The sequence below is a fragment of the Adonisia turfae CCMR0081 genome (genome assembly GCF_011009555.1).
Lineage (GTDB): Bacteria > Cyanobacteriota > Cyanobacteriia > Phormidesmidales > Phormidesmidaceae > Leptothoe > Leptothoe turfae.
Genome location: NZ_QXHD01000004.1, coordinates 2,311,308 through 2,332,002, shown reverse-complemented (window position 1 = coordinate 2,332,002; position 20,695 = coordinate 2,311,308). Strand labels below are relative to the sequence as shown.

The following is a 20,695-nucleotide window of genomic DNA, read 5'->3' as shown; positions in this document are numbered from 1 at the left end:
TTCCTTTGTCTGTACCTATGGCTGATGCTGCTGCAAGAGACGACTTTCGACGGACTGATGTTAAAGGTGATGATGCTTTGATGGAAGCTTATCGCAATGGTGAGTCTGACCTGATTGTAGAAGGGGTAGGACGTGTCGAAAAGCTACTGCCAGATGATTTGGAAGGCTCTCGTCATCAAAAGTTTATTTTGCGACTAGCCTCAGGGCAATCGCTGCTGGTCAGTCACAATATTGATAGGGATGTCGCTTCTCGTATCGATGCGTTACGCGTCGGTGATGAGGTGCGATTTCGGGGTGAATATGAATGGAATGAGCGGGGAGGTGTGCTGCACTGGACCCATGATGATCCCAAAGATTGGCATGCAGATGGATGGCTAGAACACAATGGGGTGCGATACGAGTAATCGGGTCTTCCAAGCGATATTTTAGTTAACCACCACCACAGCCGCCGCCACAGCCGCTACAACCACCACAGCCGCTACCAACACTGTAGTTGCTCCAATCTCCTTTAAGTCGAGGGCGAGAGGGGGCTTTGATAAAATCCACGAGTCCCATAATCATTCGTGTTGCGCCAAACCCTGAAGCAACAATCATAGCAGTGAGTAAAACTACCGCCAGTGGATTAATATTGCCTTCAGCACTGCTTAGATAATAACTACTGAATATCAAGGCTAAAAGCGTTGCTACACTGGCGATTACTGCCTTTTGAACTTGTAATTTTGGCAGTATCCAATTCTGTTGGGTGTTAACTCGTAAAAAATGTAAGTCACGGCCAAAACGTTCTTCGGGTGCTGGCCAAAAATCTACTGGTGGTGGTTCGTCAAAAAGTTGTTCATAGCTCTCTAGAGTTTGACGATACCAATTATTGAACTTTTGGCTTTCATCGTCTCCCCCCAGGGTGGGATCGTGGTGTAGTGTTTTTTGCAAAACCCCAGAGCAGAATTCTTCCCAATAGGAGTGTGTATAGGACAAATGTAGGTGCCATACTTGGTCCACCTGGTCTGAAGGGGTGACTGGGTGCCCTGCTGCTAATGCTAAAAAGGCAAATTTCTTATATTCTTCAATGGCTCGCTGGGCATACTGCAGGGTCCAGCCATTATCTCTGGCTAGCCGTTTACTAAACGGTAGCTGGGCATCTGGCTTATCTAATGAAAACGCCTGAATGCGCTCATATAGTTCTATCTGCTTAGCATTCATTGATTGGGCACTTTCACCAGCCAACTCTTCAGTGTCTGCCATTGGACTCAACCCAGAGAAACTCTACCTTGAGCTTAGCACTGGCTTGAATACTCGTGGGATACCCCCATATCTTTTCCCCCTTGCAAACGGCAGCACGATTATCAGGTCGCTAGCAGTTATTCATTTGTTTCTCTTCTGTTTCTCTTCTTCAAGTTTGAATTTCATAGTAAAGCAATGGACGCTCATTAACGATTGCTCTCCGAGTTTGGGACAGCCCCACCGCTTCAAGCACTCGAATAGAAGCTTTGTTAGGTTCATCAACATCTGCCTCTACTTTTCTCAATCCAAGCACATCAAATGTGTAGCGAAGTACAGAAAGTGTAGCTTCCTTTGCATATCCCCGTCCCCAGAGTTGAGGCCGTGTGCCAAAAATTAGACTCGGTGAACTTTGTAATGAATGAAGTAGACCTGAAAACTCTTCTCAAAAATCCCTATACTAAATACTGCACAGCCCCATGGTATCTATCTTTCATGTCCCATCCCCTTAACGTTCTAGTCACAGGTGCAACTGGGCAAACCGGCTCCTTAGTTGTCAAAAAACTACAAACATTACCTGAATCGTTTTGTGTCAGAGGTTTTGCCCGTTCTCCTCAAAAAGCTAAAGCCCTCTTTGACTCAACCGATAATTTCTTCTTTGGCAATATTCTTCAGCCAAATGATCTAGTACCAGCCTTGGAAGGTTGTGATTCCCTGGTTATTCTCACCAGTGCAGTACCGCAGATGAAGGCCCCACCTCAGCCTGGACAACGTCCAGAGTTTACATTTGCCCCTGGAGAAATGCCTGAACAAATTGACTATCAGGGTCAGACCAATCAGATTGAGGCAGCCAAAAGGGCAGGTATACAACAGATTGTTCTAGTTGGCTCCATGGGAGGAACAGATGAGAATCATTTTCTCAACACGATCGGTAATGGCAATATCTTGATCTGGAAGCGTAAAGCCGAGCAACATTTGATTGACTCGGGTATTGACTACACAATTATTCGAGCCGGTGGGTTACTGGACCAGCCAGGTGGCAAGCGAGAACTCGTTGTCAGCAAAAATGATGTCTTGCTAAAAAATCCACCAGAAGGCATCACAACGTCGATTCCTCGGGCTGATGTTGCGGCGGTCGTGGTTCAAGCCTTGCTACAGACCACTGCCCGCAATAAGGCCTTTGATGTAGTTTCGAAACCAGAGTCACCGAATCAAACACCAGTCAACAATGACTTTAAGGCTCTATTTGCTCAAACCCAAGCTGGTTTATAGGTGAACTTAAGTTGCAAATACAAAGCCAATTACCCATGTCTTTAAGCTGATTTCTGCATACTTCCAACGCGCCTATATATTTATCCCATAGTAATCTCGAACATCTTTCCGTATTAGGAATATAAGCATCGGTATCCCAAAGAAAATGTATGCCGATGGAATATAGAGAACAGTAAGGACGAGGGCAACGATGTAAATTGCCTTGTTCGGTTTATGGACAATACAGGCAAAGAGAGTGGCCGCAATGCCTAGCAAGATTGAAAATAATCCAAAGCCATAGAAAAATACAGCAGGTAATTCAGCTGCATTGAGGACAGCTTCAAACCTTGATAATACGCAGAAAGCAACACCTAAACCCAGATATAGCAATCCACTGAGTATCAGCGGGATGCGTATTAGGGAAAAAGGAATTTTTTGATGAGTCATGACTTTTTTCAGGAGAATCAGCAATGCCTAAGCTAGGTATAGCAGGTCTCGGTTCACTGAATCTGCCCTCTCAAATCCCATGAAGCTACATATACAATAAAAGTATCTGTCAACTGAGGTTGAGGCCATGCCAGAGCAAACCCGGCAATCGTGGGATTTTGGGCGCTTTTTTGACACCCTCAACTACTTTGAGGCCATCCCCATCATTAGCTCACTACAAAACATGTTCTTTGGTTCACCACCACCGCCGCCGCCCCAACTTCAAGCCAATGTAGTGTTTGACTTTCGTCAGCCTACAGAGCAAATGCGTGAACTATGGGGCGCTCTTGACGATGTGGTCATGGGGGGCGTCAGCCAGAGTGGAACCCAGCTACAACCTGAGGGTTTAGCGTTTACCGGATATGTTTCGACCGCTAACTCCGGGGGGTTTGCCTCGGTGCGCACGCGCAACTTTGAACCACCGCTAGATCTTAGTAACTACAGTGGCATTGAACTACGGGTCAAGGGCGATGGGCAACGCTATAAATTCTTTTTGCGTGATGGTGCGGGCTGGGACACCGTGGCCTATGCCTATTCTTTTGATACAGCTAATGGGGGCTGGGTAACTGTGCGCATCCCGTTTGCTGACATGAAGGCAGTACAACGGGCAAGGGTAGTACAACGGCCCCCAATTAATAGAGGCATCATCTATTCGCTGCAAATGATGTTGAGCAAATTTGAATATGATCGACAGCTCAATCCCCACTTTGAAGCAGGGCCGTTTCAGCTATTGGTAGAGTCGATCAAGGTTTACTAGCAGAGTTGTCGCTGATGGGAAACCAGAATTAAACGAGCCTATTTATAACTGCGTTGCGTCAGTTCAACGTTATCAAAAGCCAGTGTCTCTTTATGTAGTTCAGGGGGTTGTTCGTCACCACTGTAGGCCCAAGCTGCTACATAAGCATAGTCTTGATCATTTCGTTTGGCTTCACCATCACTGGTTTGATATTCTTCACGGAAATGACAGCCACAGGACTCTTCTCGATTGAGGGCATCACGGGCCATAAGTTCACCCAGTTCCAGAAAATCAGCTAGACGACCAGCATATTCTAGATTTTTGTTGAGGGTGTTAGCTTTGCCAGGAACCCGGAGATTTTGCCAGAATTCTGCCCGTAGGGATTGGATTTGGCTAATTACAGCTTTGAGACTATTGCGATCGCGACTCATGCCCACATGGTCCCACACCAGCTGTCCCAGTTCTCGATGGAACTGCATCACAGTTTTATCACCCTGGATACTGAGGAGCTTTTGGATTTTTGTTTGCACCGAGGCCTCAGCTTCAGCAAAGGCATCATCGGTAGTCTCTACTGCTGGTAAAGGGGTACGAGCCAGATAATCCCCCAGGGTGTACGGAATTACAAAGTAGCCATCGGCCAATCCTTGCATCAGGGCACTGGCCCCAAGACGATTGGCTCCATGGTCTGAAAAGTTGGCTTCGCCCAAAACAAATAAACCAGGTACCGTACTCATCAGATGATAGTCCACCCACAGACCGCCCATGGTATAGTGCACCGCTGGGTAAATGCGCATGGGCTGTTGGTAGGGGTTCTCGTCGGTGATGCGTTGATACATCTGGAAAAGATTGCCATAGCGGTTTGCGATCGCATCCTCACCATGCCGCGCAATGGCATCCCGAAAATCTAGATACACTGACAGCCCCGTGGCACCCACACCACGACCGTCATCGGTCATATGCTTAGCATTGCGTGAGGCCACATCCCGAGGCACTAAATTGCCAAAGCTAGGGTAGCGTTTCTCCAGGTAATAATCTCTCTCATCTTCAGGAATCTCATTGGGCGAACGATTATCCCCTGGTTTTATCGGCACCCAAACACGGCCATCGTTCCGCAAACTCTCACTCATCAGGGTGAGTTTTGACTGATAGTCTCCTGATACCGGAATACAGGTGGGATGAATCTGGGTATAGCAAGGGTTGGCAAAATAAGCCCCACGCTTATAACAGCGCCATGCTGCTGTCACATTAGAGTTGCGACCATTGGTAGATAGGTAAAACACATTACCATAGCCGCCGGTACACAAGAGTACCGCATCACCCTGGTGCCGCTCTAATTCACCAGTAATTAAATTGCGGGTAATAATTCCCCTGGCATGGCCGTCAATAACAACCAAATCCAACAGTTCACGCCGGGTGAAAATTTCAATCTGGTGGGCCATTTTCATCATGGCACTGTAGGCCCCTAGCAAGAGCTGTTGACCCGTTTGCCCACGGGCATAGAATGTGCGTGATACTTGAGCCCCCCCAAAGGACCGATTGGCTAATAACCCACCATACTCTCGGGCAAAGGGTACGCCCTGGGCAACACAGTGATCAATAATGTGATTACTAATCTGGGCAAGACGATACACATTCGCCTCTCGGGAACGATAGTCTCCCCCCTTGATGGTGTCGTAAAACAACCGCCAAACACTATCACCATCATTGGGGTAGTTTTTAGTGGCGTTAATCCCACCTTGGGCCGCAATACTGTGGGATCGTCGAGGAGAATCTTGAATACAGAAACTTTTTACGTGGTAACCCAGTTCAGCTAGTGTCGCCGCTGCGGATGCTCCTGCCAAACCCGTGCCGACAATAATAATCGTATGCTTACGTTTGTTGTTGGGATTGACCAGCTGGCAGTGGTCTTTAAAGTTGTTCCACTTGTCTTTTAAGGAACCGTGAGGAATGCGAGGATTTAAAGGCATAAGTGTAACGATAAGGAGTCGGTTGAGGCAAAGGGGAGTTGGGTCTTCTTGGTTATTGGGTCTTGGTTATTGGTTTTGAGTTGCTGGCCTTTAATGTTTAAGAACACAAAAAAATTGAAGCTTTGAGAATCTGTTGCGGTCAGGAATTTGTGGAGCTGATAATTCCAAATTCATACCTCAAAATTCAACATTTTTTTAGGTGATGAGCCCCAAATATATGGCTAAGGGTAAGACAATAAAGCCCAACGCGATGCCGATGGCTAATATAAAACTTGTCCCATACATGATGGGGCGTAGGGTGGCATTTAAGGCACCTAAGGATTGAAACGCACTCCAGATGCCGTGGCGTAGGTGGCTGGCAAGCATTACCATGACGCCGATGTAGCTAATCAAGTAGAAAGGCTGCTGAAATTTTTCGATAACCAGCCGCGATAAGTCGCGGATATCTGAGCCTGGTACGGTGTAGCGCACACCAAACTTAAAGGTGAGCAGATGCCAGACTAAAAAACTGCCCAGAACCAGCCCGGTAATGATCATGGAGCGAGAACTCATAGATTGGTAACTAGGCGTTCCGGCAGATGTATAGATGGCATATCCCTGAGGTCGTGCCCGCAACCGCCCCCAAAAAATCTGTATGCCCATCACAACGTGAATCAGCACAAACCCTAACAACCCCAGCTCAATCAGCCATGTCAATGGCCCCAATTGCTCGATCAGGTGACCATAACGGTTATAGCCATCGGCGCTAACTAGCAACACGAAATTGCCCGTCATATGAATGATGACAAAGGTGACCAAGGCTAAACCACTAAGGCCAGTGATGAGCTTTTTGCCAATGGATGACTTGTAAAGGGTAAGCAGGCGGTTTGACCCAGCCGAGGACGTAGAAGTCATAGTTGCTAATGCTGCGATTAGTTCTATTGTGTCTGGTTTACGAAAAGCCTTTGGAAGAATCGCAGGAAAAGTATAGAAGGCAAGTGGCCATGGCCCACTGCCCACTGCACCTTCCCCTGCCTAGGCCAGCGAACGACCCATTCCCTGACGAATGCCTAAAATATTTCTGCCAAGAGCCATAGTCGCTGCCATAGCTGTTTACTATAGAAAGTCTGTTGAGTTGATATGTTAATTGAGTTGGGAAATGCAGGCCATGGACTACACCCTGGTTTCAGAACTGATGGACTACACCCTGGTTTCAGAACTGGTGGGTACTGCTGTAGGCACAGCGGCATTGGTGGGTGCGGTGATGGCGAGTCGCCTGGGCAAACAGAAGGCCCAGCAAGCGACCGAGCTGTCTAAGTTGGAGGGGACAAAAACCAAGTTAACTCAACAGGTAAATCAGGCTCAGACACAAAATAAAACCTTGAATGAGGCCCTGGCCCTGGCTAAGGATGCGGTTATGGGCCTGGAGCAACAGGTGAGTGAGCTGAAGGCAGAACGCGATCGCATCTCTAAAATGGCCACTGCCGCTGAAGCTAAAGTGGCTCAGCTAGAAGGCAAAACAGCTCAATTAGAAGGCAAAGCGACTCAGCTAGAAAGCACAACGACTCAGCTAGAAGGTCAAGTAGCGGGTTTGACTTCAGAGAAACAGACGCTGGAGCAAACTTATAAAACGGAATGCGATCGCGCCAGCAACTTAGAACGCTCATTAAAAGCCACCCAGCAACGTCTGCATGGCCTAGAACAATCAGAGCAGCAGTTACGCCAGCTACGCCAAGAGACTCAGACTCGCCAAGCTGATTTTGAAACCCAACTGGGGCAACTACAGACCCAAACCTCAACTCAGCAGCAGCAGCTGAAGGATTTAGAGACTGAAAAACGTCAGCTAGAGCAAACCGTTAAGACCTTAGAACAAAATAAGCAGCAGCTAGAGCAAATCCTGGCTAACGCCCAGACAGAAGCCACCCAAGCCCAAGCAACCGTTACCCAGCTCACGCAGCAATTAGAACAAGCCCAAGCCCAAGCCCAAGCAGAAGCGACTCATGCCCAAGCAACCATCACTCAGCTGACTCAGCAGTTAGAACAAGCCCAAACAACTGCCCAGACAGAGCAACAACAAGCGGCAGCAACCATTCATCAGCTCACCCAGCAACTGCAACAGGCAGAAGCGGCAAGCGAGACCGCTCAGACAGAAACGACCCAAGCTCAAACAACCATAACCCAGCTCACGCAGCAGTTAAAACAAACCCAAGCAACGGCTCAGGCAGAGACAACTCAGTCCCAAGAAACGATTACCCAACTCACCCAGCAGTTAGAACAGCTAGAACACACCAGAGCAACATCTCAAACAGAAGTTACTCAGGCTCAGACAACCATTACTAAACTGACGCAACAGCTAGAGCAGGTAACCTCACAGCTAGCTCAATTCCAGGCTCAGACATCAACCCAGCACCAACAGCTTAAGAATTTAGAGACTGAAAACAGTCAGCTAGCCCACACCGTTACAACTCTAGAACAAAATAAACGACAGCTAGAGCAGTCCCTTGCGGCTGTGCAAACTGAAGATGAGCAAGTTCAGACAGCGATCAATCAGCTCACGCAGCAACTAGAACAAACACGCGAAACATCCCAGGCGCAAATCGAAGCAGCTCAAGCAACCATTGCTGAACTCACCCAGCAACTGGAGCAAGCGCGCGAAACATCACACACAGAAACGACCCAGGCTCAATCGACCATCGACCGCCTCACCCAGCAGTTAGAACGGATAGAGCAAGCCCAGGCAACGTCTCAGATGGAAGCAACCCAGGCTCAATCGACCATCGATCAACTCACCCAACAACTAGAGCAAGTTAGAGCCGCTGCTCAAACAGAGTCTGCTCAGACTGAGACAACGATTGCTCAGCTGACTCAGCAACTAGAGCAGGTACGAGAACAGCAGGCTACGGCTATCCAGCAGCAAGAACAGATCGCCCAGCGTGAACAAACTAAGGTAGCCAGCTTGGGGCAAGAACGTGACCAGTTAAAACGTGACGTGGCAACCAGCCAGACCCAATTAGCTCAAACTCAGGCTCAGATTGCAGTATTAGAAGCAGAATTAGCCCAGGCACAGAAGTCTCTAGTAGATGCCCAGCTTTCCCATGATCGTGAAACAGCTCTACGCAATCAGCTAGAAGAACTAACCCAAGCTCATCAGCAACTGGCACAACAGACAGCTCAGAAGACGCCCCAATTAAGTCGCCAGGTGGAGGAGTTGACAGCAATGAATGCTCAACTGACTCAACAATTACAAGCCGCTCAGCAAACCATGACAACCCAGGCAGATCAGCTGAAAGTAACTGCTAAAGAGCAAGTGGCTATGAAAGAAGCCCTAGAGATTAGCCAAACTGTAATTGCGTCTCTCAAAAAACAACAAACCACTCCCGCACCATCGTCTGCCGTTGCGGTCCCCCCGTCTTCTCCACCTCCCGTTTCGGCAGCAACAGCCCCAACTCCCACGCAGTCTAATGAACAGCCATCGGCACAAGCTGCCAGCCTCACCACAGAACCATCTCAGGACACTACAACAGCCAAGGGGATAACGGGCAAAAGCTTTGTAATTACAGGCACACTCAAGGCTCTTACCTATGAGCAAGTGACCAAGCTAATTACTGATGCGGGCGGACGGCTTAATAAAATGCCCAGTGGAAAAACTGATTACATTATTGTTGGCAAAAACCCTGGCAGTAAACTCAAAAAAGCTGAAAAGTATAATACCCCGCAACTCAATGAAGCCCAGCTGCTAGCCCTGTTTGATACTGCTGAGCAGTAGTGTAAAAGCAATACTACTTAGCCAAGACTTACCGGCTTAAGTTGATGCCCCATGGTTTTTATCGTTAACTTGCTGTTGACTTTCACCAGATCAATCTGCTCTGGGTCAGCCTGCTTAAACAGTCGTTGAATGGGTTTAATGTAGCTAGAAAACATGAGTGTTTCTGGAGATGTGAGGTGCAAGTAAATCTCTTCACTAAGCCACTGAATCCCATACTGCACAAATTGCCAGCTAACTTTGGAACATGGGAAGACTAAAAGACATAGAGGCAGAAGCTCATTTTTAATAACCGATATATTGCCCTCCAGCAAAGAGAGCCAGATGTAGGTTTGAAACATGCTCAGATCGCGAACACTGGAGGTTTGCACCGGATCTGACTGGATGCAACCCTGACGACTAACATGATTTGGAAAAGTGCGTAATGCTCGATGATAAACCGCACTGGCAATAGGTTCCGTCAGGGGCAACATTTTGGTCACAAGTGCCGCTGCCGGGCTGTTGGATGAATGGTTACCTGCTGCTATGCATACGCGCTGCCAAGGCATACACAGCAATTCTTCAGTCAGTTGCAAATATGGAGAGAGCCAGATGCGCTCATAAACATCTAAACGACTTAAGATCCGTTGTCGAGATAGATGAATCTGTGTACTTAAAAAGCCAATGGCACGAAGATTGGTAGATGTTGAAATCAGAGATTGTAACCCCTTGAGCAACGGCGCTAATCCTTGCATCAATTGATGAAACTTGGGCAGTATCTGAAGTGCAACTACCTGTTTACTATCAGTAGTGTGCAAATGGTGCAAGACCGGGGCAAATACAAAATCTCTCACATAGGCTTCCATTAAGTATTGATAGATAGCCACTATCTGATGAGTGATTTTTTGAGCTTCAAGAATTTGCAATGGCATATGGCTATCCATCATCAGATGTTGCGCCCTTAACCCTGACATTGTGCAGTGGGCTGTTAGGTTTCCCAAAACTTTTCTACGGGTTTCTTGACGGGCTTCTGCTGACACGGCAACAGCAAGACGTGCCTTCACCTGGCTATGTGCTTGCAAAGAGATTAATCCCAGCTTGGGTAGATAGCGGATCAGCCAAATTTTAAGTAGGTCAATATTCAGTTTTTCTGAAGCTGGCGGGGAATCACAGGGTATCTCAACCATGACTATTCATCAAAAAACTATAAGGAAAAACTCGTTTTCCAATCACCAAAAGCGACTCCGATAGTTTTTACCATCCTCAATACAATACTGAGTGATTTTTTGATGTTAGCCATAGGAATACGCTGTTTTAAAGATTACGAATCTTACAGCTATACTAATCGTAGAAATCCTGATAATGCAAGACAAAAACAGGGTCAAATCACTCGGTATTTAGATATCTCTCTAAAGATGAGAAATATAAGAAAAAAGACTGCGTTTAATGAGAAGAATGAGAGGGAATGAAATTATTTAAAAACAGAGATCTAAATAACATATCGGCCAAAAATGAAGAGATAGCATACTGCACAACAGGAGTGTGAGATTACTCTCTCTATTGTTGGTAAATTCTGTGGGGCTTGGTTAGCTATCTTACTCCCGAACACTCTATTCAGATGTGTTCTATTGAACCGTTCAATTAGTTGAACGGAAACTTATGGAGTTTATTTTAAATGCATTGACTTATCTATTGACTTATACGAAATTCTGACTAGTAACGCCCGATACCGAAGGGCATCCCTAAGGCATTGCCCCTACAGGATTGTCCATTTTTAATCAGGGTGAATAAATTCGGATTTGGTATGACATGAATGGGCCTCTAAAAAACTAGCCCTGTCTTTTCATGACCAATGAAGAGACAGGGCTGTAGTTTAAAGCTATTAATCATTAGCGGCTGGGCCACCAAAGCAATAGTTTTAGTCTTGAATGGTCACGGACACTATCTTATCGCCACCCTTAATGGCATTAACAACATCCATATCTGTGGTTTTACCAAAGACTGTGTGAACTCCATCCAGGTGAGGTTGAGGAGAATGGCATATGAAGAACTGACTACCTCCTGTATCACGACCGGCATGGGCCATGGATAGACTGCCTGCCTCGTGCTTGTTAGGGTTGATTTCACACTTGATTTTATAGCCAGGGCCACCAGTCCCAGTACCATTGGGACAACCGCCCTGAATCATAAAGTTGGGGATGACGCGGTGGAAATTGAGCCCGTCGTAGAATCCGTCTTTGGCAAGTTTGACAAAGTTTGCAACTGTATTGGGAGCATCGTTATCGAAAAAGTCGATATTGATAGTTCCCTTCGCGGTTTCCATGATTGCTTTAGTCATGCAGGCATCCTCGTATAGCAAAGCGGGTTAAAACCTTTGCCTATGATGGCAGCAAGCGTAGTTTGGCTCAAGCTGAGTTGCAGATATCTTATCGACGACGTTTGGTTTTGTTAGTTTTTTTAGCTTTTGGCGCAGGTTTCTTGCTGCCTTTAAAGCGATTGAGGGCGGCACTGGCAGCAGCTACAACACGGCTGTCAGTATCTCTAAGTGCCTGCCGCAGAAAGGGAATTGCCTTGATGGAACCAGATTCTTGAAGGGCTGTAATGGCTGCTAGACGAACATCAGCATCGACATCTTTGGTGAGCTTGCCAAGCTGGGGGACAGCGCGAATAGCTTCCTTACGATTGAGGGCGGCGGTTTTACCTAGTTCAGCTGCGGTTTGAGTCAGTTGGGTATTCTGGCTGGCGTTGGGCTGGCCAGGTGCAGTCGTTGTCTCAACCGAGGTTGTGGCCACTGTCTCTGGGGGGGTAGCGGGTTCAGATGTGGCTCCAGGTGGATTGTTGCTCTCTGCCCAGGGATCTGGAATGGGTGTAAAGGTTTGTTCTGGAATGGGTTGAGTGGCTTCAATTGGGGGCGCTGAAACCTCGTTGACTGCATCTGCCGTCGTTTCTGGCACTGCATTGGTTTCTTCTTGAAAGCCAATGCCGGTCAATGCTGCAATACGCGCTTCGTATTCGGCGTCTAGCTCGGTGAGTTGTTCTTCATGGGTGTCTTGGTAACGCTCAATTTTGGCGGCCAATTGCTGTTCGTAGTCAGCGGCCATTTTTTCCAGGGCTGCATTTAAATCTTGGGCATGATCTTCCTGGATGCGGTTCAAGCGATTAATGGATTGCTGTAAGGCATTATCCTGGCGACGAATAATGCGTTGCATTAAGAAGGCGGTTACACCCGAACCGATCCCCAATCCAATTAATACGCCTATCCCTGCTTGCGTCGCCATAACAGCGCTTCCTCATGTAGGTTCACTTTCTAAATCAGATGGATTATCCCCTAAAATCAGATGGATTATCCCCTATGATGCCAAAGTTTGACATCGGTAATGGCCATTAGGTACACCCACTGGTAATGTATTACACCTCGTTACACTATTGACTGCAGAATTGCTGAATGTGTTCTGCTTCAAATAATTTGCATTACCGTGTAGATATTGTTGATTTGATGAGGGAGCTTATTATCTTTGACTGAGGCACTTAGATTGGATACATCAGGAAATAGTGTAGATGCGATCGCAACGGAACAAATAGACGAAAAGGCATTAGAGCTGGCGACAGCCATTGCCAATGCCGCCGATGACCGGAAAGCAGAGGATATTTCTATCCTACAGGTGGGCGATGCGTCCTATCTAGCTGATTACTTTGTAATTGCCACTGGGTTTACCAATGTCCAGGTTCGTGCGATTGCCCGCTCCATTGAGTCCACCATCGAAACGGACCATGGCCGCTCTCCTCTACGTACAGAGGGCGTTGAAGAAGGGAAATGGGTGATTTATGACTACGGTGACGTCATTGCCCACATTTTTCAGCCACGTGAGCGCGAATATTACGATCTTGAGGCATTCTGGGGCCACGTTAAGCGCATTGAGTTTATTCCTACGCCCTCCCCTGGCATGGGGCAATAGGCCAAAGCGAGTGCTTATCCTATGATGAAGTTATTAAAACGTAACCATTGGCCATGAAACGCTCTGCACCACGCTGTCCTGTTCCTGCTGAGCAGCTGCCTATTCGAGAATATGAGGAAATGCGGGAGTCCTGGTTTTATAGCTGGGGTGCCCGTAGTTTGCGTGGTTACACCGTCCCTGTTCTAGTGGTTTGGGGGCTCAGTTGGTTAGTCTCCGCACCGATTGCCGCTGCCAGTTTTGCTCCAACCAAATTTTTGACTCAGTTTTTGGTGAGTGCCTCATTGGGAGCTTTGGTGATACCAACGCTAACGTTGCTACAGCTTTATGTGGGTTGGTCCCATGTGGGTCATCGCTTGCAAATCAGGGACCTGCCCTACGAAGAGTCGGGTTGGTATGACGGTCAGATATGGACTAAGCCTGATGATGTATTCAATCGCGATTGCCTGATCGTGGATTACCAGGTGAAACCAATCTTAAGTCGCCTGAGAAAAACCTTTGGTATCATAGCCAGCTGCCTGGCAACCAGTATTCTGGGGTGGTCGCTCCTCTAACTATTTTCCTGTTTTGCCAAGATAAGTCAGGTATTCAGTTTTTATCGGTGTATTCTGATCTCGGTTCAGATGGTCCGGTATCTTTGTATATCTTATATATCGTCATTTTCTAGCTGTTTCAATCAAAATTTATGCCTAGGCCAAGCCGTATCTCCACTACTCCATTGGCAGTCCAACTGTTGAGAGAAGGGATTGTCGAGTCTGTTCATCAGGTCCACGCGGCAGTGGCTGATAGTCGCGGGAGACTACTATCAGGAGCTGGTGATGCAGATAATGCCAGCTTTATACGTTCTGCCCTGAAGCCCTTCCAAGCGATGGCTATTGCATCTACAGGGGCTTTGGATGCGTTTAAGCTTACTGACAAAGATTTGGCCATTATCTGTGGTTCTCACCAAGGCCTGACCCACCAGGCCCGGCAAGTATTTGGCATTTTGTGGCGTGCTGATTTAGAACCTACGTGTTTACGATGTCCGGTGCCCGATGGCAAGAAGAGCCCGTTGGAACACAACTGTTCAGGTAAGCATGCTGGCATGCTGGCATGCTGTAAACAGCAAGGATGGGAACTCAATACCTATCTGAACCGCAATCATCCTTTGCAACAGCTGATTCTCAATCGCTTTGCCAGTTTATTGGGAATGCCATCTGACGAGTTTATTTGCGCCCACGATGACTGTGGTGCTCCCACCTATTTCATGCAGCTGCGACAAATGGCAACGCTGTATGCCAAATTGGCGTCAGGAGAAAACCTGGAGATGGAGCGAGTTGTGCGAGCCATGACACACCATCCGGAGATGGTATCAGGCCCCGGCGGATTTGATACGGAATTAATGTGCTTGACCCATGGCGAAATTCTCAGTAAGTCTGGGGCAGAAGGGATTCAATGTATGAGTCGAGTAGGGGAAGGCTTGGGGGTAGCCCTGAAGGTCGTGGATGGCTCTAAGCGGGCTAAATATGCAGCGGCTCTCCATGTTTTACGACAGTTGGGATGGATTTCTCCAGATATTGCCGACACGATGGCCGAAACCTATTTAAATTTGAGCGACTACAAGCGGCTCGATATGGTTGGTGAAATTGACCTTGTTTAGTTTCTTGAAAAGCCTACTGTCATGGGCTTTTGGCAGAATTAGATATGAAAAAATCTGGGGATCAAAAATTAATGGCAAAAAAGTATTGCACTTTACACAACCCATAGCTATAGTAGTAAAGCGCTGACGCGGGGTAGAGCAGTCTGGTAGCTCGTCGGGCTCATAACCCGAAGGTCGTTGGTTCAAATCCGGCCCCCGCCACTTAAGAAAAAATAAGGTTCGAAGTTTAACTTCGAACCTTATTTTTTTGTGTATCTCATCTAATTTCCTTAGTGTTTGAGACAACCTGTGGGCTTGGCCAGAAATGTTAACTTAAGTAAAGTATTTGCTTTGCTGTTGTTTGTTATGACCCTTTCGTTTGTCCGTCGTTGTATTTACCGTCTGGCTTTGTCGGTGCTCTTGGTAGGGGTGCTGATTTTAGGGCCATCATTACCGGCCCAAGCTCTCGGTGGTGAACAAGTACCGTTGGGGGAGCCTGCTCCTGCCTTTACGCTCCCCACAAATGTAGGCGATGGGGAAATTTCCCTAACAGATTACTTGGGACAGTGGGTTGTTCTTTATTTCTACCCCAAGGACTTTACCCCTGGTTGCACGTTGGAAGCACAACGCTTTCAGCGAGATTTACCAGAGTTTATTGAGCGCAAGACCCAGGTTATTGGTGTCAGTGCTGACGATGTGGATAGCCATGCTGAATTTTGTGATTCCGAAGGCTTAAAGTTTCCCTTACTGGCAGATACTGATGGTGCGGTGAGCCGTGCCTATGGGTCTTGGATGAAACCCATGTCGATGCGCCATACTTATCTAATTGCTCCAGATGGGACCATGCGCGAGCGTTTTCTCGGTGTGCGCCCGGCAATTCATAGCCAAGAAGTCCTGGCCCGATTGGACGAACTCCAGGCCTAATAATCGTGTGGGGACGTTCCATGGAACGTCCCCACACGATTTGGGGTATGGCTTTACGATTTGGACAACCCACGATTGGGTGATAGGCCTTAAAAAATGGTCTTGAGGTATTCGCGGCGCATGGTTGCGATCGCATCAATCGAAATTCCCTTAGGACAGACCGCCTGACATTCTCCGTGGTTAGAGCAATCACCAAAGCCTTCGGCTGTCATTTGTTCAGTCATGTTGATGACACGCTGACGGCGTTCGGGATGTCCCTGGGGAAGTAAAGACAGATGAGCCACCTTCGCCGCAGTAAATAGGGCGGCAGACGCATTGGGGCAAGCCGCTACACAGGCTCCACAGCCAATACAAGTGGCATAATCAAAGGCAGTTTGCGCTTTACCAGGGGCAACAGGAAGACTATTAGCTTCAGGCGCAGACCCGGTTTTTACAGATACAAAGCCCCCGGCTGCCATGATCCGGTCCAACGCACTGCGATCTACCACTAAGTCTTTAACAACTGGGAATGCCTGAGCCCTCCAAGGCTCGATGACGATGGTATCCCCATCTTTGAAGTTACGCATATACAGTTGGCAAGTAGCCGTACGCAGCTCTGGTCCATGGGCCTGACCATTGATCATCAGGTCACAAGAGCCACAAATTCCCTCTCTACAATCGTGATCAAACTCCACCGGCTCTTGCCCCGAGGCTGTGAGCTGTTCATTGAGTAAATCAAGTAATTCTAGAAAGGACATATCGGGAGATACGCCTGAAAGGCGATAGTCCTCTAGATGCCCTGATTGATCAGGAGCTGCCTGTCGCCAAACCTTAAGCTTTAGCTGCATTGTTCGTCATTGTTTTATCGATGGAATACATAGCCCTGAGATCTACGGTGCCGCTCAGAACTTATAGCTTGGCGCACATAGCTGTTGCTAGACACAAGGCAGATTTGTTTGCCAACAGTTCAATAGTACGCCCAGGGCTTCATGACTGCCACAACTATTATGTAATCCGACATTAGGCTGAAAAAAATAGTACTTAATATCTTTTGTTGGACTACCTCTTGTTTTTCAAGTCCGCAATTTTTCAGAATAGTTGACTACAAGTTTAAGTAAACACTCATCAAATTTCCTTGTTGTTACTGGCGTTTTTGTTATGACTCTCCTTTAGGGTATACATACAGGATTTAAAGATGTTTAGAGACCATAAATTGACTGAGCTAAGGTAATCTTGTCATGATGAATCGCGTTTGTTTGATGGCGGCAACAACTGCCATATTGACATTCTTTAAGGCACAAGTAGCTTTTGCTCACACTGTTTCCTATGACTTCACTGTAGATGTTACATCCGGCCCCCTCGCAGGAGAGCGCTATATAGGGTTAACATCCGTTGATGTCACGAATTTACTGAAAGAGAGTTACGAAACGGTTCGGCCTACGTCAATTATCTTTGATTTTGGTGGCATCATATTTACTGATGACAATGATGTTTTAGATATTGATGCCAACTCTCCAAAAGTCAACTTTCAAGATGGCCAGTTTATGGGTATCACCTATATCGTTTCTCGTTTAGGTAATAACCCTGCGGAAATTCCGCTTATTAACGATGTCGCAGTGGATGGATTTGCGATTGACAACAATGAATTTGGATATGTTGTGGGGGCAAATCTTTACCGAGGAGATACTGTTAATCATGCATTGCCCCCCAACTCGACTAGTCCAAATAGGCAGTCGGTGCCAGAGCCGTCTGTTTGGTTAGGCTTTGCCACAGTGGGCTGTGGCTGCTGGCTAACGCGCCGTCTAGGTTAGCAACACCCCCCTCCGTCATAGAACCAGGTGGATGGGGTTAAAACAATCTCATTAGGGAACTTGCTGGCCAGGTTAGCTGCAGTTTTATCGCATACTGCCAGGGGAATGCCTGGCTGCATGATATGTCCGGACTGATCGTCAAGGTACTCTTCTGTGCCAGCATAGACAGCTGTTTTGCCAGTAAAGACACAGGCTCCATCAGGAGGAAGGGGAACCTTGAACGCAACTGAGTCTAAGCTTTCTAGCAATAGGGGTTGATCTAGGTTGTAGGTTTCTTTACCCAGTAGACGGTAGGGGCGACGGGCTCGGATTTCCACCTGGCCAAACCCCGTGTCAATTAAAGCCTGAATATACTCGTTATAGGTGAGGGCTCCCGACAGGCATAGAGCCCGCAACCGTTCGTCTGCTTGCAAGTGGGGGGGGATTGGGCGGGTGGCAATGGGATCACTCATGACCAAACGACCGCCAGGTTTAATCACTCGATAGGCTTCTTTTAGAGCCCGCACTAGATCCGCCGGTTCAAAAATGTTGAACAGACAGTTCTGTGCCATCACATCGACGGAATTGTCGGGGATGGGCAAATCGAATGCATCACCTTTACGAATGTCGACAAAGCTGGGGTCAAACCAGTCGTTTTCTTCGGCAGCGATGGCTAGGTTGCGCTGGGCTGCATCCCTCATCGCATCTACAGGATCCACAGCAATGACCCCCTGGGGCCGCCGTGAAAAGTAGGCAAATTGTAAGGCTTCAATGCCACCACCAACGCCAACATAGAGCACGGTAGGGTCACCGGATAATTCGGACGGATGGACGGTTGTACCGCAACCGTAGTTCATTTCCTGCATCAGGGTAGGAACATTTAAGTCCGGTAGCTGCAATGGGGTGCTCTGAACACAGCACAGTCCTACCATGGGGTCTTCGGCCACGTCACTATAGAACTTAGCTGTGGTTTCAAGGTAGCTCATGTAATTCTCCTAGAAGAAAACGAAGGGGTGAGATAGAGGTCTGATTTTAGGCGGTTAGGCTGCTGTTATTAACGCCTACACAGCTGAAAATCTCCTGAAAATCGGCTGAACCTGTCGTGATGGCTTTGGATCATGCCATAGATTGTCTAATTTCTCTAATCTTGAAATGGTTAATAGAGAGAGGGGGGCTGTTGACTAATTTCTAATTCGAAGCAGTGAAATCCTTCAGGGTGTTGCCAGTTTTCGTTATTGGCATTGGCTAACTTGTGGGTGCTGCTATCGGTGGCAAAATTAGCGCAGAGCTGGTATAGACTCTCGTCAACTTTGCTATAGCCATAGGGCTCTTGAGTAATGGGATCTTGACGCTGATCATCCGGGTTTAGGGTGTCGGGTAGGACGTATTCTTCCTGGTCTTGATTTTGCCAATAAAGGGTATTTGCGATCGCATTCAAATCTTCCAATCGCTGTCGGTCACTCATGATCAGACGCTGCTGACCTGGTGTGCCCAACACCCAAAAACCAGCCGCTGCACCAGCAGCGACAGCCACAGTAGCGAGGGTGGCAAAGGTACGATCAAATGCTGAATGGTTCATAGTTTGCAAAGCGAGGTGGGCATAGCCCATCTGACGGTAGACGTTGAGTTAAATCTGAGCTGGACGTCGTTGAACCCATTGGTAGTAATATGCTAAGACGCTGCCGTCAATGACTAAAATAATCAGCACTTTGAGCAAAAACCGTGGAGTTAATTCGCCGCGCAAAAACGAAGTGAGAAACGCCATTAAGGTACCGATGCCCACCAATGCAACGATGAGTAGGGCAATATAGGTGAGCCATTTGCGGACACCGGAGTAGGTTTTTTCGCGATATACAGACAGGTCCTTGAGAATTCTGCGCATCAATAGCAGATATACCGGATAGGCCACCAACAGACGGGCTAGACAAAAGGCCACCTGAAACGATGAGTCGCCATAGGAACGGCTTAAGGGATCTGGGATGACGTGATTGATCAAGATAAACCCAATTTCTCCCAGTGCTTGGGTCCAAATTCCTAACGTGACAAACGAAAGCAGATAGATAAAGGCATCTCGCGCTGCTTCCCCTTGACCACCCGAGGGCGCAGGAATGGGCATGCCCACGAATTCTTCATAGACGACAAAATAGGCACGCTCAATCTCTCTTTGGGGCCAACCAAAATTGCGTAGTAGGCTACTAATAAACTCATCGGAGGCTCCCCGACTGCGAGCGGCTGCGATAAAATTTACCAGCTCTGAACGATTTTTAGGCTGGTTTAATGGGGTCTGAGGAGAGTTATCGGATATATCGTTAGATGGATCTTGGGCCATGGACACTCTAAATTAGCCTTTGATTCCGTTTACGCTAGCATCGCCATTGGAGCCTGTGACGGAAGTGAGGATATTTCTTAGTAATTGTCTCTGGAGTAATTGTCTCTGAAGGAATTGTGCCTAGTGCTTTTGGTGAGGGCTACGGGCTCCAGGCCATGGCCCTGGTGAGCTTTGGGGCAAGTCAAAAATATGTTGCTGTTGGTCATAAATGACCAACCCCCGCGCCTGATAATTTTTTAGGGCATGGGGACCATCAATGGAGTTGGTATGCACCCAGACCCGTGTTGAGGTGAGTTCCCAGGCTGTTTTGAGAGCCAGGGTTAGAAGATAGCCCCCGTGGCCTTGACCAATAAATTGAGGCAAGAGACCAAAATACTCAATTTTGGCACTGAGATCGGGTTGTTTTGACAGCTCAAAGTAGCCTGCTGGTACACCGTTGACATAGCCAACCCAGACACAAACGGACTCTTGGTTGAGATAATCGGCCCACTGTTGGTAGGTCCAACGCAGGCGGTCCATCCAGTACCATGATCCTCCCACTGCGGTGTAAAGGAATCGTTGGAATTCTGGACATGGGACAACAGCTTCTGTCAGGGTGATGTGCGTGGGCGAGGCAGGGTTAATCTGACTCACGGACAGCATTTCTAGATAGGTGGTGGTGACCTCTAGTCTTGACATAAATGGGTGAAGAGACGTTGCCTGCAACGTCTATACATGGGCTAATAG

Annotated in this window: 21 protein-coding genes, 1 tRNA gene and 1 pseudogene; 10 read left to right on the top strand and 13 right to left on the bottom strand. The window is 47.6% G+C overall.

From position 1 onward, the window contains the following. The first annotated feature begins 17 nt into the window (after window positions 1-17). Window positions 18-404, top strand: coding sequence for a DUF3465 domain-containing protein (locus DXZ20_RS14410; RefSeq protein ID WP_163698853.1), 387 nt, complete (start codon window positions 18-20; stop codon window positions 402-404). Window positions 405-429: 25 nt separating this feature from the next. On the opposite strand, the gene DXZ20_RS14405 is transcribed toward DXZ20_RS14410, so the two are convergent. Both DXZ20_RS14405 and DXZ20_RS14400 read right to left on the bottom strand, forming a co-directional pair. Further along, window positions 430-1,239, bottom strand: a complete 810-nt coding sequence (locus DXZ20_RS14405; RefSeq protein WP_163698851.1) for a glycine-rich domain-containing protein — start codon at window positions 1,237-1,239, stop codon at window positions 430-432. 148 nt (window positions 1,240-1,387) lie between these two features. Then, a pseudogene (locus DXZ20_RS14400) lies at window positions 1,388-1,654 on the bottom strand (GNAT family N-acetyltransferase); the annotation flags it as partial. 56 nt (window positions 1,655-1,710) lie between these two features. Here DXZ20_RS14400 and DXZ20_RS14395 point away from each other — a divergent pair. After that, the gene (locus tag DXZ20_RS14395) at window positions 1,711-2,487 is read left to right on the top strand and encodes an SDR family oxidoreductase (protein ID WP_163698849.1); all 777 of its coding nucleotides are present in this window, start codon (window positions 1,711-1,713) and stop codon (window positions 2,485-2,487) included. Between the two features lie 72 nt (window positions 2,488-2,559). On the opposite strand, the gene DXZ20_RS14390 is transcribed toward DXZ20_RS14395, so the two are convergent. Further along, complete coding sequence (locus tag DXZ20_RS14390) at window positions 2,560-2,913, bottom strand: hypothetical protein (protein ID WP_163698847.1); 354 nt, start codon at window positions 2,911-2,913, stop codon at window positions 2,560-2,562. Window positions 2,914-3,040: 127 nt separating this feature from the next. Between DXZ20_RS14390 and DXZ20_RS14385 the strand changes: the two genes are divergently transcribed. Further along, window positions 3,041-3,709, top strand: coding sequence for a CIA30 family protein (locus DXZ20_RS14385; RefSeq protein ID WP_163698845.1), 669 nt, complete (start codon window positions 3,041-3,043; stop codon window positions 3,707-3,709). Window positions 3,710-3,747: 38 nt separating this feature from the next. Here DXZ20_RS14385 and DXZ20_RS14380 read toward each other — a convergent pair whose 3' ends face one another. Next, on the bottom strand, window positions 3,748-5,655 hold the full coding sequence (locus DXZ20_RS14380) for a fumarate reductase/succinate dehydrogenase flavoprotein subunit (RefSeq protein WP_163698842.1): 1,908 nt from the start codon (window positions 5,653-5,655) through the stop codon (window positions 3,748-3,750). Window positions 5,656-5,850: 195 nt separating this feature from the next. Further along, window positions 5,851-6,549: a succinate dehydrogenase cytochrome b subunit gene (locus tag DXZ20_RS14375; protein WP_163669828.1), complete on the bottom strand. Its 699-nt coding sequence runs from the start codon at window positions 6,547-6,549 to the stop codon at window positions 5,851-5,853. Window positions 6,550-6,802: 253 nt separating this feature from the next. Here DXZ20_RS14375 and DXZ20_RS14370 point away from each other — a divergent pair, with 253 nt between their 5' ends. Then, the gene (locus DXZ20_RS14370) at window positions 6,803-9,400 is read left to right on the top strand and encodes a BRCT domain-containing protein (RefSeq protein ID WP_163698840.1); all 2,598 of its coding nucleotides are present in this window, start codon (window positions 6,803-6,805) and stop codon (window positions 9,398-9,400) included. Between the two features lie 17 nt (window positions 9,401-9,417). Here the strand turns inward: DXZ20_RS14370 and DXZ20_RS14365 are convergent, their stop codons facing one another. The 3 genes from DXZ20_RS14365 to DXZ20_RS14355 all read right to left on the bottom strand — a co-directional run bounded on the left by DXZ20_RS14365 (window position 9,418) and on the right by DXZ20_RS14355 (window position 12,654). Next, window positions 9,418-10,563 carry a hypothetical protein gene (locus DXZ20_RS14365; RefSeq protein WP_163698839.1) on the bottom strand — a complete coding sequence of 382 codons (1,146 nt, stop codon included), beginning with the start codon at window positions 10,561-10,563 and terminating at the stop codon, window positions 9,418-9,420. 731 nt (window positions 10,564-11,294) lie between these two features. Next, window positions 11,295-11,714: a peptidylprolyl isomerase gene (locus DXZ20_RS14360; protein WP_163669822.1), complete on the bottom strand. Its 420-nt coding sequence runs from the start codon at window positions 11,712-11,714 to the stop codon at window positions 11,295-11,297. Window positions 11,715-11,802: 88 nt separating this feature from the next. Then, a complete protein-coding gene (locus DXZ20_RS14355) occupies window positions 11,803-12,654 on the bottom strand; it encodes a HEAT repeat domain-containing protein (protein ID WP_163698837.1) in 852 nt (283 codons plus the stop codon). A 237-nt stretch (window positions 12,655-12,891) separates the two neighbouring features. Here DXZ20_RS14355 and rsfS point away from each other — a divergent pair, with 237 nt between their 5' ends. The 5 genes from rsfS to DXZ20_RS14330 all read left to right on the top strand — a co-directional run bounded on the left by rsfS (window position 12,892) and on the right by DXZ20_RS14330 (window position 15,871). Continuing rightward, the gene (rsfS, locus tag DXZ20_RS14350) at window positions 12,892-13,332 is read left to right on the top strand and encodes a ribosome silencing factor (protein ID WP_250565759.1); all 441 of its coding nucleotides are present in this window, start codon (window positions 12,892-12,894) and stop codon (window positions 13,330-13,332) included. Window positions 13,333-13,385: 53 nt separating this feature from the next. After that, window positions 13,386-13,883 (top strand): CGLD27 family protein, encoded by a 498-nt coding sequence (locus DXZ20_RS14345; protein WP_163669818.1) that lies wholly within the window; start codon window positions 13,386-13,388, stop codon window positions 13,881-13,883. Between the two features lie 131 nt (window positions 13,884-14,014). Beyond that, window positions 14,015-14,968 (top strand): asparaginase, encoded by a 954-nt coding sequence (locus tag DXZ20_RS14340; protein WP_163669816.1) that lies wholly within the window; start codon window positions 14,015-14,017, stop codon window positions 14,966-14,968. A 127-nt stretch (window positions 14,969-15,095) separates the two neighbouring features. Beyond that, a tRNA-Met gene (locus tag DXZ20_RS14335) sits at window positions 15,096-15,169 on the top strand. Between the two features lie 144 nt (window positions 15,170-15,313). After that, entirely contained in the window at window positions 15,314-15,871 is a 558-nt protein-coding gene (locus DXZ20_RS14330) for a peroxiredoxin (RefSeq protein WP_163698835.1), read from the top strand. 89 nt (window positions 15,872-15,960) lie between these two features. On the opposite strand, the gene DXZ20_RS14325 is transcribed toward DXZ20_RS14330, so the two are convergent. Continuing rightward, entirely contained in the window at window positions 15,961-16,698 is a 738-nt protein-coding gene (locus DXZ20_RS14325) for a succinate dehydrogenase/fumarate reductase iron-sulfur subunit (protein ID WP_163669812.1), read from the bottom strand. Between the two features lie 390 nt (window positions 16,699-17,088). Here DXZ20_RS14325 and DXZ20_RS14320 point away from each other — a divergent pair, with 390 nt between their 5' ends. After that, window positions 17,089-17,661: a PEP-CTERM sorting domain-containing protein gene (locus tag DXZ20_RS14320; protein ID WP_163669809.1), complete on the top strand. Its 573-nt coding sequence runs from the start codon at window positions 17,089-17,091 to the stop codon at window positions 17,659-17,661. Here the strand turns inward: DXZ20_RS14320 and arsM are convergent. From arsM to DXZ20_RS14300, 4 genes are all read right to left on the bottom strand, one after another. Further along, window positions 17,658-18,626 carry an arsenosugar biosynthesis arsenite methyltransferase ArsM gene (gene arsM, locus DXZ20_RS14315; protein WP_163669802.1) on the bottom strand — a complete coding sequence of 323 codons (969 nt, stop codon included), beginning with the start codon at window positions 18,624-18,626 and terminating at the stop codon, window positions 17,658-17,660. The genes DXZ20_RS14320 and arsM overlap by 4 nt on opposite strands. Before the next feature lie 170 nt (window positions 18,627-18,796). Further along, the gene (locus DXZ20_RS14310) at window positions 18,797-19,219 is read right to left on the bottom strand and encodes a hypothetical protein (RefSeq protein WP_163698834.1); all 423 of its coding nucleotides are present in this window, start codon (window positions 19,217-19,219) and stop codon (window positions 18,797-18,799) included. Between the two features lie 48 nt (window positions 19,220-19,267). After that, window positions 19,268-19,969 (bottom strand): DUF5671 domain-containing protein, encoded by a 702-nt coding sequence (locus DXZ20_RS14305; RefSeq protein ID WP_250565758.1) that lies wholly within the window; start codon window positions 19,967-19,969, stop codon window positions 19,268-19,270. 120 nt (window positions 19,970-20,089) lie between these two features. After that, entirely contained in the window at window positions 20,090-20,647 is a 558-nt protein-coding gene (locus DXZ20_RS14300) for a GNAT family N-acetyltransferase (RefSeq protein WP_163669797.1), read from the bottom strand. Between the last annotated feature and the right edge of the window lie 48 nt (window positions 20,648-20,695).

Excerpts from the sequence above, each read along its gene's own strand:
- DXZ20_RS14410 (WP_163698853.1), top strand. The coding sequence starts at position 18 with ATGGCTGATGCTGCTGCAAGAGACGACTTTCGACGGACTGATGTTAAA.
- DXZ20_RS14405 (WP_163698851.1), bottom strand. The coding sequence starts at position 1,239 with ATGGCAGACACTGAAGAGTTGGCTGGTGAAAGTGCCCAATCAATGAAT.
- DXZ20_RS14395 (WP_163698849.1), top strand. The coding sequence starts at position 1,711 with ATGTCCCATCCCCTTAACGTTCTAGTCACAGGTGCAACTGGGCAAACC.
- DXZ20_RS14390 (WP_163698847.1), bottom strand. The coding sequence starts at position 2,913 with ATGACTCATCAAAAAATTCCTTTTTCCCTAATACGCATCCCGCTGATA.
- DXZ20_RS14385 (WP_163698845.1), top strand. The coding sequence starts at position 3,041 with ATGCCAGAGCAAACCCGGCAATCGTGGGATTTTGGGCGCTTTTTTGAC.
- DXZ20_RS14380 (WP_163698842.1), bottom strand. The coding sequence starts at position 5,655 with ATGCCTTTAAATCCTCGCATTCCTCACGGTTCCTTAAAAGACAAGTGG.
- DXZ20_RS14375 (WP_163669828.1), bottom strand. The coding sequence starts at position 6,549 with ATGACTTCTACGTCCTCGGCTGGGTCAAACCGCCTGCTTACCCTTTAC.
- DXZ20_RS14370 (WP_163698840.1), top strand. The coding sequence starts at position 6,803 with ATGGACTACACCCTGGTTTCAGAACTGATGGACTACACCCTGGTTTCA.
- DXZ20_RS14365 (WP_163698839.1), bottom strand. The coding sequence starts at position 10,563 with ATGGTTGAGATACCCTGTGATTCCCCGCCAGCTTCAGAAAAACTGAAT.
- DXZ20_RS14360 (WP_163669822.1), bottom strand. The coding sequence starts at position 11,714 with ATGACTAAAGCAATCATGGAAACCGCGAAGGGAACTATCAATATCGAC.
- DXZ20_RS14355 (WP_163698837.1), bottom strand. The coding sequence starts at position 12,654 with ATGGCGACGCAAGCAGGGATAGGCGTATTAATTGGATTGGGGATCGGT.
- DXZ20_RS14345 (WP_163669818.1), top strand. The coding sequence starts at position 13,386 with ATGAAACGCTCTGCACCACGCTGTCCTGTTCCTGCTGAGCAGCTGCCT.
- DXZ20_RS14340 (WP_163669816.1), top strand. The coding sequence starts at position 14,015 with ATGCCTAGGCCAAGCCGTATCTCCACTACTCCATTGGCAGTCCAACTG.
- DXZ20_RS14330 (WP_163698835.1), top strand. The coding sequence starts at position 15,314 with ATGACCCTTTCGTTTGTCCGTCGTTGTATTTACCGTCTGGCTTTGTCG.
- DXZ20_RS14325 (WP_163669812.1), bottom strand. The coding sequence starts at position 16,698 with ATGCAGCTAAAGCTTAAGGTTTGGCGACAGGCAGCTCCTGATCAATCA.
- DXZ20_RS14320 (WP_163669809.1), top strand. The coding sequence starts at position 17,089 with ATGATGAATCGCGTTTGTTTGATGGCGGCAACAACTGCCATATTGACA.
- arsM (WP_163669802.1), bottom strand. The coding sequence starts at position 18,626 with ATGAGCTACCTTGAAACCACAGCTAAGTTCTATAGTGACGTGGCCGAA.
- DXZ20_RS14310 (WP_163698834.1), bottom strand. The coding sequence starts at position 19,219 with ATGAACCATTCAGCATTTGATCGTACCTTTGCCACCCTCGCTACTGTG.
- DXZ20_RS14305 (WP_250565758.1), bottom strand. The coding sequence starts at position 19,969 with ATGGCCCAAGATCCATCTAACGATATATCCGATAACTCTCCTCAGACC.
- DXZ20_RS14300 (WP_163669797.1), bottom strand. The coding sequence starts at position 20,647 with ATGTCAAGACTAGAGGTCACCACCACCTATCTAGAAATGCTGTCCGTG.